The organism is Riemerella anatipestifer, from assembly GCF_035666175.1.
In the GTDB taxonomy this organism is placed as follows: domain Bacteria; phylum Bacteroidota; class Bacteroidia; order Flavobacteriales; family Weeksellaceae; genus Riemerella; species Riemerella anatipestifer_D.
On record NZ_CP142016.1, the window covers coordinates 2107294 to 2118704 of the forward strand.

Genomic DNA, 11411 nt, shown 5'->3' on the forward strand with positions numbered 1-11411 from the left:
CCACAAAATTAAGTCAATTTTTTGACAAGTTTTGATGAAATTAAGAATTTTTAACATCTGATATTTATCACGAGTATGTGAGATTGCTTTAGGGCAAGGGGTTTGTCCCTAATAATGTTTTATGTATTGTTAATTAAAATTAATTTTAACTTAGTGTTCACTTCAAAATCACTAATTTTGCTCAAAATTAGAATCTAGGTTTAAAAACTTATTTAAAAATAAATGAAAATGAAAAAGATATTTTCTCTCTTAACATTGGGACTTTTTTTAACCAGTTTTTCTCAAACAGGTAAGCTGAGAAGAATGGCAACGGTGGGTTTCTATAATGTGGAAAACCTTTGGGATACCATTCAGTCGGCAGATTATATAGATGGAACGCTGCCGCCTAATCACCCTCGTTTTCATAGAAGTGTGCCAATAGATTCGGTAAAGTATTTGGAGCGTGAGGACTATAAAGGGGAGTGGTCGGACTCTAAACTGGTAGGTAAAAAAGTGGTTCGTTTTCAGGGTTCTTCAGAAGAATTTACACCTAAGAGTGCCAAAAATTACAACACGAGTATTTATAATCAAAAATTAACCAACGCTGCTAGAGTTATTTCCGAGTTAGGAGCTTCGGTTACCAAGACAGCTCCAGTAGTAGTGGGACTTCTTGAGGTGGAGAACCGTCAGGTAGTGGAAGATTTGGTAAAACAACCTGCGTTAAAAAGATACGATTACGGAGTAATTCATTATAACTCTTATGATTATAGAGGTATAGATGTGGCTCTCATTTATCAGAAAAGAAGATTTAGCCCTACTTACAGCACTAAAAAAGAACTCAAAATATACAATGAAGAGGGTAGAAGAGAGTATACTCGTGATTTGTTAGTGGTTTCAGGATATTTAGATGGCGAAAAGGTTGCTTTTTTTGTTAATCACTGGCCATCTAGGAGAGGTGGTGAAGCAGTTTCTCTTCCTAAGAGGAATGCTGCCGCTCAGCTGCTAAGAGAACAGATGGATAGCGTAAGAGCTCTAGATGCTAATACCAAACTAATAGCAATGGGTGACTTTAATGATGACCCTATTAGTAGTAGTTTTAAAAATTATTTAAAAACGGTAGGGAGTGCTAAAGAACTTAGCCCAGAGTATCCTTATTTAAACTTGATGTACCCGCTATTTAAGAAAGGGGTGGCATCTTTGGCATATCGTGATGCTCCCAACTTGTTCGACCAAATAATTGTTTCAGAAAATTTAATCAACCCAAAAGATGCTTCTTATTCTATTTTTAGAACAGAAGTTTATGCACCTGCTTACCTTATCAATAAAGAAGGTAGCTTTAAAGGGTATCCGTTCCGTTCTTGGAATGGGGATAAATTCACGGGAGGATATAGTGACCACTTCCCAGTATTTACTATATTGTCCAAGGAAGTTAATTAGAAAGTTTATAACATATTGCGAAGGAGGTTGTCTTAGTTTAGGGCAACCTCTTTTTTGTTTTCATAAAAACTATTATCTTTAAGGACTAAAAAAATAGGAAACCTATGGATTTGCAATTCAACAAAAATGAAGACCTTAACCGATTGAAGCTTTCAGAAATCAATCAGTTATTAGCTAAAATAAAGAAAGGAGGAGGAGAGAAACGCTTAGAAAAACTCAGAAGTGAGGGTAAAATGACGGCTAGAGAGCGTATAGATTACCTCTTAGATGATAATAAAGATAGTATAGAGATAGGGGCGTTTGCAGGGTTTGAAATGTATGAAGAGCATGGTGGCTGCCCTAGTGCTGGTGTGGTGGTTAAGATAGGATATGTTTCTGGTAAGCAATGTATTGTGGTAGCTAATGATGCTTCGGTAAAGGCTGGGGCGTGGTTTCCAATTACGGGTAAGAAAAATCTTAGAGCTCAAGAAATTGCGATGGAAAACCGTTTGCCTATTATCTATTTGGTAGATTCGGCAGGAGTTTATCTGCCTATGCAAGACGAAATTTTTCCTGATAAAGAGCATTTCGGAAGGATATTTAGAAATAATGCCAAAATGAGTGCTATGGGGATTATTCAAATCTCTGCAGTGATGGGAAGTTGTGTTGCAGGAGGAGCGTATTTACCTATTATGAGTGATGAAGCGATGATTGTAGATAAAACAGGTTCTATATTTTTAGCGGGAAGTTATCTAGTAAAAGCAGCGATAGGAGAAAGTATAGACAACGAAACTTTGGGGGGAGCTACTACGCATTGTTCTATTTCTGGAGTTACCGACTATAAAGCTAAAGATGATAAAGATGCTTTGGATAGAATTAAAAACATAATGAAATCTATCGGAGATTTTGAAAAGGCAGGGTTTGACCGAACGGAAAGCTTTTTGCCAAAAGAAAGTCCTGAAAATATATTTGGTATTATACCTGCAGCTAGATCAGAACAATACGATACTTATGAAATTATAAAATGTCTAGTAGATAAATCGGAGTATGAGGAGTATAAGCCAGATTATGGTAAATCTATTATATGTGCTACGGCAAGAATAGATGGTTGGAGTGTAGGGATTGTAGCTAACCAAAGGAAATTGGTAAAAAGTGGTAAGGGAGAAATGCAGTTCGGAGGTGTTATCTATTCTGATTCTGCGGACAAAGCAACCCGATTTATTGCCAATTGTAACCAAAGGAAAATTCCATTGGTATTTTTGCAAGATGTAACAGGTTTTATGGTAGGGTCTAAATCAGAGCACGGTGGTATTATAAAAGATGGTGCTAAAATGGTAAATGCGGTGTCTAATTCTGTGGTGCCTAAGTTTACCATTATTACAGGTAACTCGTATGGAGCAGGTAACTATGCGATGTGCGGTAAGGCTTACGATCCTCGTCTTATCGTGGCTTGGCCTTGGGCAGACCTTGCGGTAATGGGTGGGGCTCAAGCGGCTAAAGTATTAGCACAAATACAAGAAGCTACACTTAGAAAGAAAGGTAAGGAAATTACCGAAGAAGACCGAAACGAAATTTTACAAGAAATATCTAAAAAATATCAAAAACAAACTGAAGCTACTTATGCAGCTGCAAGGTTGTGGACAGATGCCATCATTAGTCCGTTAGATACTAGAAAATGGATTTCTATGGGGATAGAAGCGGCTAATCATTCGCCTATTACAGAGAAATTTAATTTAGGTGTTATTCAGGTGTAATGAATAAGGAAAAGAAAAAGCTATTTAGAAAAGTAAATACAACTACCTACGGTGTTCGTCATAACTTTGGACAAGATTATAATAGAAGAGATGAAAGTCAACAAGGTGGTAAAGGAAAAATGAAGAGAGGTGTAGAAAGGGGATTAGACTATACGCCGCTCTTTAGATTTTTGCTATCAAAAGTAGGTTCAGATTGGAACAGTGTCTTTAATGAGGCTAAATCACGACTTGATAAAACTGAACCTATCTTTTGGATGGTGGCACTAACGGAGAATGAAAAGCAAGATTTTGTGAGGACAGGAGAGTCTAGTTATTTCTCGGGCTTATTTGTTGATGAAAACAATATTTTGCAAGAATGTACGCCCGAATTAAATAAATCTAATATGCAAAAATTTTGCAATTGTTGTACTCATACTTGTTAATGGTGAGGTGTACTGAATTCATTACTAGATAATTAAGTAATATTTTGTTTGGTTGAATTGATTTTTTGCTTAATTTGGTATCCTGTATCAGTTTGTTTATCAAAGTGAAAAAGCAAATTCTTTTTAGCCTCTTTATAAGTTTTTCATTAGGTGTCTTTTTGCAAGACCTTAATGGGTTCTCGTGGCAACAGCTCAATCTTATAGCTACATTAGGAGTTATTAGCCTTGGGTTAATTTGGTTAAAAGTGGATTGGTTAGTTCGGGGCAGAATATGGTTACTTAATATCTTTTTTCTTTGTTTTGGGGTATTTACTCATTACCTTAATTCGGAAAAATCAGTTTTGCCGAGTGTTTCTAAAAAGGAAGAACTTGTTTTTAAAATTGAACAAAAGCTAAATTCAACGGCTAAAAATAAACGCTATGAAATAACAGCATTTCATCAAAATCAACCTTTTAAAGCAGTTTTATCTGCGCCAAAAGATTTGGAAGAATTGGATTATAAGCACTACTATCAATCTCAACTTAGTTTATATCCGTTGGAGTCTTCCAAGAATAATTACCAGTTTGATTATGCCAAATATCAAGCGAGGAAAGCTGTTTATTATAAGGCTTATGCCAAAGATTTACACAAAGCGCCAAAATCAGAGCTTACTTTCTCCGAAAAAATGAAACAATGGCGACTGGAACTCCTTAGCAATATAGATAAAAACGAAAAACTTTCACAACAAACTAGAGCTTTCCTAAAAGGAATTGTTTTAGCTGATAGAACGGAGGTAGATGCGGAAACTAATACTAATTTTAGGAGAAGTGGTTTAACGCATGTTTTAGCCATTTCTGGGTCGCATATTGCAATTATCTTTGGGGTTATCTATATGCTACTGAGTTTGACTGTGCCAGCAAAATTTAGGACAGGTGTAATATTGTTTAGTTTGGTGTTAATTTGGGTTTTTGCTTGGTTTATCGGTTGGGGGAGTTCTGTTGTTAGGTCTTGTATTATGCTCACTGTTTATTTTGGTTTTGTTCTTTTGCAAAGAAAACCTCAAGTTTTAGACGCTTTAGCCTTAGCAGGGCTGGGTATTCTGATGGTAGATACACAAGAACTATTTTCAGTAGGGTTTCAGTTGAGTTTTTCTGCGGTGTTGGGGATTTATTGGTTTAATAAACCTATCATTCGTCTTTTTCCAAATCCTAGAAACAAAATTCAAAAACTATTACTTTATACTTTTACAATGTCTACAGCGGCACAGCTTGGGACTATGCCTATTGTGATTTATTATTTCCACCAGTATTCGGCGTGGTCTATTTTGGCTAATCTTGTAGTACTTCCTTTAATGGAATTTGTGATTATACTATCGTTTTTAATGACAATCGTTTTTGGTTTAGGAGTTTATTGGAGTTGGTTATCTTTTGCTTATGATTGGCTAATTAAAGCCTTGCTATGGCTGATAGGCTTCTTTGGTAAAATAGAGTTAGGGTATTTTCAAGATATACCGTTGAGTGTTTGGGAGATGGGAGTTTTGGCGGTAAGGCTTTATTTTCTAAGAGAAATATTGGTTCGGTTTAGATGGAGAGGTTTTATGAAGTTGATGTTTTCTGTACTTTTATTTTTCGGGATTAAAATGGGGCTAGATGTTAGAGCTTATCACGATAAAGAAGCGAGGTGGCATAACCATTATCACACTAAGGTATTTTCTGTTTTGGATAAAGGAAAAGTGTATTTTTGGGTGTCAGATAAAGACAATTTAGAAGTGTTAGAAAGTTATCTCATAAAACCTTATGTGATTTCTAAAAGAGCTGAAAGCTATAAAGTAAAGATGATGTCTGAAGAAATAAATGAGGTTATTTTTAATGGAAAAAGATATCCGTCCCAATAGTCTTTATGGTGTGTTAAATATTTTATTTAGAAAGATTATAAACTATGTATTTCTGATGTTTCTCATTTTTAAGAAACTTAACATTTTTTTAACTTTGTGAAAATTTAAAATAATAAACTCAATATGGCAGGTTTAACAAGTTCTACGATTGGTAGAAAGTATGCAATGGCACTATCAGCAATATTTTTGTTAGTGTTTTTAGTGATGCACCTTTCGGTTAATATGCTTTCCGTTTTTAGCGAGAGTGCGTTTAACCAAGCGTCTTATTTTATGGGATACAATCCTTTTGTACAATTTTTAATGCAGCCAATTTTGATTTTTGCTGTGTTTTTTCATTTTGTGATGGGGTTTGTATTAGAGGCTAAAAATAACAAAGCCAGACCTGTGAAATACGCAGTGAATGGTGCTAAGGCTAACTCTTCGTGGATGTCTAGAAATATGATTATTTCTGGAGCAGTTATTTTGGCATTTTTAGCACTTCATATGTATGATTTTTGGGTGCATGAGATGACTTACAAGTACATTCCTGGAGAAGGAGACCCTAGTGATGTTGCTCGTTTTTGGGAAGAATTACACGAGAAGTTTTCTAATCCTATTAGAGTGGCTTTTTATGTGGTTTCTTTTGTGCTTTTAGGGTTACACTTAGCACACGGTTTCCAATCTTCGTTCCAATCTATAGGTGCTAGACACCCTAAGTATACACCTTGTATTATGGCTTTAGGGAAGTGGTATTCTATCCTTATCCCACTAGGTTTTATATTTGTGGCAGTATTTCATTTCGTAACTCAATAAAATTTAGATTTTAAGTTCTTATCATAATTTAAAATTTAAATCATTTAATTTAAAATATCTAAAAATGAGTATATTAGATTCTAAAATTCCAGCAGGTCCATTAGCGGACAAGTGGAAAAATCATAAAAATCACATGAACCTAGTAGCCCCTAACAACCGTGATAAGATAGATGTTATCGTGGTAGGAACAGGGTTGGCAGGTGGTTCTGCTGCTGCTACTTTAGCAGAGCAGGGGTATAATGTGAAAGCATTTTGTTATCAAGATTCTCCTAGAAGAGCTCACTCTATTGCGGCTCAAGGAGGTATTAACGCTGCTAAAAACTATCAGGGAGATGGAGATTCTATCTACCGATTATTCTACGATACTATTAAAGGGGGAGACTACCGTGCTAGAGAGGCTAATGTTTATCGTCTAGCGGAAGTTTCAGCTAATATTATAGACCAATGTGTTTCTCAAGGGGTTCCTTTTGGAAGAGATTACGGAGGTCAGTTAGATAACCGTTCTTTCGGTGGGGTTCAAGTAAAGAGAACTTTCTATGCTAAAGGACAAACAGGTCAGCAGCTTCTATTAGGAGCTTATTCTGCGATGAGTCGTCAGATAGGTAAGGGTAGAATTAAAATGTACAACCGTCATGAAATGATGGAGTTGGTAATTGTTGACGGAAAGGCAAGAGGAATTATTGCAAGAAACTTAGTAACTGGAGAGATAGAAAGACACTCTGCACACGCAGTAGTCATTGCTACTGGAGGTTATGGTAATGTTTATTTCCTTTCTACAAATGCTATGGGGTCTAATTGTTCTGCAGCTTGGAAAATCCATAAGAAAGGAGCTTACTTTGCAAACCCTTGTTTCGTTCAGATACACCCTACTTGTATTCCTGTTCACGGGACACAGCAATCTAAATTGACGTTGATGTCTGAGTCTTTAAGAAACTCTGGTAGAATATGGGTTCCTAAAAAGATAGAAGATGCTGTAGCCATCAGAGAAGGTAAACTAAGACCTGAAAATATCAAAGAAGAAGATAGAGATTATTATTTGGAGAGAAGATATCCAGCGTTTGGTAACTTAGTGCCTCGTGATGTGGCTTCTAGAGCGGCTAAAGAGCGTTGTGATGCTGGTTTTGGTATCGAAAATAACGAAACTAAAGAAGGTGTTTACCTAGACTTCTCTACCGAAATCATAAAGAAAGGTAAGGAAGCGGCTTTAGAAAGAAATCTCCATAATCCTACAGAGCAACAAATCTACGATTTAGGTAAAGCTTGGGTAGAAGAAAAGTACGGAAACTTATTCCAAATGTATGAAAAAATTACAGCGGATAACCCGTACAAAACACCAATGAAGATTTATCCAGCGGTGCACTATTCTATGGGTGGCGTTTGGGTAGATTATAACTTAATGTCTACAATACCAGGTTGTTTCGTGATTGGAGAGGCTAACTTCTCAGACCACGGTGCTAATAGACTTGGAGCTTCTGCTCTAATGCAAGGTTTAGCGGATGGGTACTTCGTATTGCCTTATACAATTGCAGATTATCTTTCTGCGGATATTAGAACGGGGCAAATTCCTACAGATACACCAGCTTTTGAACAAGCAGAGAAAGAGATACAAGAGAAAGTTAATTTCTTCATCAATAATAACGGAACTCACTCTGTAGATTATTTCCACAAAAAATTAGGAAATGTAATGTGGAACAAGGTGGGTATGGCTAGAAACGAGCAAGGTTTGAAGGAAGCTATCCAAGAAATTGAAGAAATTAGAAAAGATTTCTGGCAAAATGTAAGAGTTCCAGGTGAAGCTAACGGTATGAATCCTGAACTAGAAAAGGCATTCCGTGTAGCAGATTTCTTAGAGCTAGGTCAGCTTATGGCAATGGATGCACTTAACAGAAATGAATCTTGCGGAGGACACTTCCGTGAAGAATACTCTACTCCAGACGGAGAAGCACAGAGAGATGATGAGAACTATAAGTATGCCGCAGTTTGGGAATACAAAGGAGAAGACATCAATCAGGAAGTCTTACACAAAGAAGAACTGGTTTACGAGAATATAGAAGTGAAAACAAGAAGTTATAAATAATCTCCAATAAAAACGATAATAAAATGAGTGCAAAAAAAGGATTAAACCTGACTCTAAAAATTTGGAGACAGAAAAATAATAAATCAAAAGGGCAATTTGAAACTTATAAGATTTCTGATGTTTCTCCTGATTCGTCATTCTTGGAGATGTTAGATATGCTCAATGAAAATTTAGTAAACGAAGGTAAAGAGCCTGTTGCTTTTGACCACGACTGCCGTGAGGGTATTTGCGGTATGTGTTCGTTATACATCAATGGTAGAGCTCATGGTCCTGATACAGGGATTACTACCTGCCAGTTACACATGAGAATGTTTAAAGATGGTGAAACTATTCATATAGAGCCATGGAGAAGTGCTGCTTTCCCAGTAATTAAAGACTTGGTAGTAGATAGAAGTGCCTTTGATAGAATTATGGCTGCAGGAGGATTTATCTCTGTAAATACTTCTGGTAACACTACTGATGCTAACAGTATCCCTGTGCCTAAAGAAGATGCAGATAAAGCAATGGATGCAGCGGCTTGTATAGGATGTGGTGCTTGTGTGGCAACGTGTAAAAACGGTTCTGCAATGCTATTTGTGGGAGCTAAAGTATCTCAGTATGCACTATTGCCACAAGGTAGAGTAGAGGCTAAGAGAAGAGTTCTTAAAATGGTAGCAGCTATGGACGAGGAAGGCTTTGGTAACTGTTCTAACACTGGAGCTTGTGAAGTAGAATGTCCTAAAGGAATTTCTCTTGAAAACATTGCAAGAATGAACAGAGAGTTCTTATGTGCAACACTATCTAGTGCAGAATAAGACTTACAGTTTATTAGAATAAAATAAAATCGCTTTTTGTTATGAAAAGCGATTTTTTTATGAGGTTATCTATTATATTTGTTCTGTGGAGCAGTTTTACAGAAAAATCATACATATAGATATGGACGCTTTCTATGCCTCGGTGGAGCAACGAGATTTCCCTGAGCTTGAAGGGAAACCAGTGGTGGTAGGAGGAGGGCATAGAGGAGTTGTGGCGGCTGCAAGTTACGAAGCGAGAAAATACGGTGTGAGGTCAGCGATGTCTAGTGTTGTAGCAAAGAAAAAATGCCCACAGATAATTTTTGTTAAACCTAGATTTCATAGGTATAAAGAAATTTCTGAACAAATAAGAGCCATCTTTTTTGAATATACCGATTTGGTAGAGCCTCTTTCACTAGACGAGGCATATTTAGATGTCACCCATAACAAAAAGGGCATAGATTCGGCTAATCTAATAGCTAAAGAAATAAGACGAAAGATATTTGAAACTACTGGACTTACAGCCTCGGCGGGGATTTCGGTAAATAAATTTTTGGCTAAGGTAGCCTCCGACATCAATAAACCTAACGGACAGAAAACAATTCACCCAACTAAAGTGCTTTCCTTCTTAGAAAATCTTCCCATAGAACGGTTTTATGGGATAGGAAATGTAACGGCAAACAAAATGTACCAACTAGGAATTTACAAAGGCAAAGATTTAAAAGAAAAATCTCTAGAATATTTGGTAACTCACTTTGGAAAAATGGGAGGGCGTTATTATGATATTGTCAGGGGTGTACATAGAAGCGAAGTTAAACCTCATAGGATTGCCAAAAGTGTAGGGGTAGAACATACTTATGCAGACGATATTGATACCGAGAAGGATATAGATAAGCAATTGATGAGATTAGCCCAAGAATTATACAGAAGGATAGAGAAAAAGAAAGTTAAAGGTAAATCATTGACTCTTAAAATAAAGTATAAAGATTTTTCACTTTTTACGCGTTCCAAAACTCAAGATTTGTATTTTGAAACAGAGGAAGAAATATACCAAATTGCTCGCTTTTTGTGGAGTCTTCGTCCTTATGATAAAGCGATTCGGCTTTTAGGGTTATCCTTGTCTAGTTTGAATACGCCGTCTCAGAAAAAAGTTTATGTGCAACTCAAAATTCCATTTAATGATTTGTAATTCAGTTGATTGTTTATATTGATTAGAAGAGGTGATGAATAAGATATTATTGTAGTCTAATTCTTTTTTGTATTTTTGGGGTAAATTATATTAACAATGGCAAAGACTGAAACAACAAGTCCTAACGATGATAAAAAGAAGGCATTAGCAGCCGTATTAGAAAAACTAGATAAAACCTACGGTAAAGGTACCGTTATGAAACTAGGTGATGGTACGGTAGACCATAATATAGAGGTGATTCCGTCAGGTTCTTTAGGGCTAGATTTAGCTTTAGGGGTAGGCGGTTATCCTAAGGGGAGAATAGTAGAAATCTACGGTCCAGAATCTTCTGGTAAAACTACATTAACGCTTCACGCAATTGCGGAAGCTCAAAAAGCAGGGGGAACAGCAGCATTTATAGATGCAGAACATGCTTTTGATATGCACTATGCCGAAAAATTAGGCATCAATCTAGAAGAGCTTATTGTGTCTCAACCAGATAATGGAGAGCAGGCGTTAGAAATTGCAGATAGCCTTATCCGTTCTGGAGGTGTGGATATTGTGGTGGTAGACTCTGTGGCAGCACTTACGCCTAAAGCAGAGATTGATGGAGATATGGGGGATTCTAAAATGGGGCTTCACGCAAGACTAATGTCTCAAGCACTTAGAAAATTAACTTCTTCTATTTCTAAAACAAAATGTACTGTAATTTTCATCAACCAGTTGAGAGATAAAATTGGAGTAATGTTTGGTAGTCTTGAAACAACAACGGGAGGTAACGCTCTTAAATTCTATGCTTCGGTAAGGATAGATATCAGACGTTCGTTGAGTGATACAGGTAAAATTAAAGACAAATCTGGCGAAGTTATAGGAAACCGAACTAAAGTAAAAGTGGTTAAAAACAAAGTAGCTCCACCATTTAAGAGTGCTGAGTTTGATATTATGTATGGGGAAGGTGTGTCTAAAGTTGGTGAGATTTTAGATGTGGCTACAGATTTAGATATTATCCAAAAGAGTGGTTCTTGGTTCAGTTATCAGGATACAAAGCTAGGGCAGGGGCGTGATACGGTGAAAGACCTCATTAAGGATAATCCTGAACTTGCAGAAGAGCTAGAAGCAAAAATCAGAGAAAAATTACAAGCTAAGTAGTATTAAA

General features: G+C 36.5%; 9 protein-coding genes. All 9 read left to right on the plus strand.

Features of this window, described 5'->3' with window-relative positions:
• The first annotated feature begins 222 nt into the window (after nucleotides 1-222).
• The 9 genes from VIX88_RS10650 to recA all read left to right on the plus strand — a co-directional run bounded on the left by VIX88_RS10650 (nucleotide 223) and on the right by recA (nucleotide 11404).
• Nucleotides 223-1416 carry an endonuclease/exonuclease/phosphatase family protein gene (locus tag VIX88_RS10650; protein ID WP_064964479.1) on the plus strand — a complete coding sequence of 398 codons (1194 nt, stop codon included), beginning with the start codon at nucleotides 223-225 and terminating at the stop codon, nucleotides 1414-1416.
• Between the two features lie 104 nt (nucleotides 1417-1520).
• Nucleotides 1521-3149 carry an acyl-CoA carboxylase subunit beta gene (locus VIX88_RS10655; protein ID WP_064970355.1) on the plus strand — a complete coding sequence of 543 codons (1629 nt, stop codon included), beginning with the start codon at nucleotides 1521-1523 and terminating at the stop codon, nucleotides 3147-3149.
• Complete coding sequence (locus tag VIX88_RS10660) at nucleotides 3149-3571, plus strand: hypothetical protein (protein ID WP_064970354.1); 423 nt, start codon at nucleotides 3149-3151, stop codon at nucleotides 3569-3571. The genes VIX88_RS10655 and VIX88_RS10660 overlap by 1 nt, the downstream gene beginning before the upstream one ends.
• Before the next feature lie 104 nt (nucleotides 3572-3675).
• Nucleotides 3676-5445, plus strand: coding sequence for a ComEC/Rec2 family competence protein (locus VIX88_RS10665; protein ID WP_229578695.1), 1770 nt, complete (start codon nucleotides 3676-3678; stop codon nucleotides 5443-5445).
• Nucleotides 5446-5568: 123 nt separating this feature from the next.
• Complete coding sequence (locus VIX88_RS10670) at nucleotides 5569-6237, plus strand: succinate dehydrogenase cytochrome b subunit (RefSeq protein WP_004918227.1); 669 nt, start codon at nucleotides 5569-5571, stop codon at nucleotides 6235-6237.
• A 64-nt stretch (nucleotides 6238-6301) separates the two neighbouring features.
• Nucleotides 6302-8314, plus strand: coding sequence for a fumarate reductase/succinate dehydrogenase flavoprotein subunit (locus VIX88_RS10675; RefSeq protein WP_064970352.1), 2013 nt, complete (start codon nucleotides 6302-6304; stop codon nucleotides 8312-8314).
• Between the two features lie 23 nt (nucleotides 8315-8337).
• A complete protein-coding gene (locus VIX88_RS10680) occupies nucleotides 8338-9108 on the plus strand; it encodes a succinate dehydrogenase/fumarate reductase iron-sulfur subunit (RefSeq protein WP_004918231.1) in 771 nt (256 codons plus the stop codon).
• An 85-nt stretch (nucleotides 9109-9193) separates the two neighbouring features.
• Nucleotides 9194-10276, plus strand: a complete 1083-nt coding sequence (dinB, locus tag VIX88_RS10685) for a DNA polymerase IV (RefSeq protein WP_064970351.1) — start codon at nucleotides 9194-9196, stop codon at nucleotides 10274-10276.
• Nucleotides 10277-10372: 96 nt separating this feature from the next.
• A complete protein-coding gene (gene recA, locus VIX88_RS10690; protein ID WP_109475228.1) occupies nucleotides 10373-11404 on the plus strand; it encodes a recombinase RecA in 1032 nt (343 codons plus the stop codon).
• Nucleotides 11405-11411 lie beyond the last annotated feature (7 nt).

Excerpts from the sequence above, each read along its gene's own strand:
- VIX88_RS10650 (WP_064964479.1), top strand. The coding sequence starts at position 223 with ATGAAAATGAAAAAGATATTTTCTCTCTTAACATTGGGACTTTTTTTA.
- VIX88_RS10655 (WP_064970355.1), top strand. The coding sequence starts at position 1,521 with ATGGATTTGCAATTCAACAAAAATGAAGACCTTAACCGATTGAAGCTT.
- VIX88_RS10660 (WP_064970354.1), top strand. The coding sequence starts at position 3,149 with ATGAATAAGGAAAAGAAAAAGCTATTTAGAAAAGTAAATACAACTACC.
- VIX88_RS10670 (WP_004918227.1), top strand. The coding sequence starts at position 5,569 with ATGGCAGGTTTAACAAGTTCTACGATTGGTAGAAAGTATGCAATGGCA.
- VIX88_RS10675 (WP_064970352.1), top strand. The coding sequence starts at position 6,302 with ATGAGTATATTAGATTCTAAAATTCCAGCAGGTCCATTAGCGGACAAG.
- VIX88_RS10680 (WP_004918231.1), top strand. The coding sequence starts at position 8,338 with ATGAGTGCAAAAAAAGGATTAAACCTGACTCTAAAAATTTGGAGACAG.
- recA (WP_109475228.1), top strand. The coding sequence starts at position 10,373 with ATGGCAAAGACTGAAACAACAAGTCCTAACGATGATAAAAAGAAGGCA.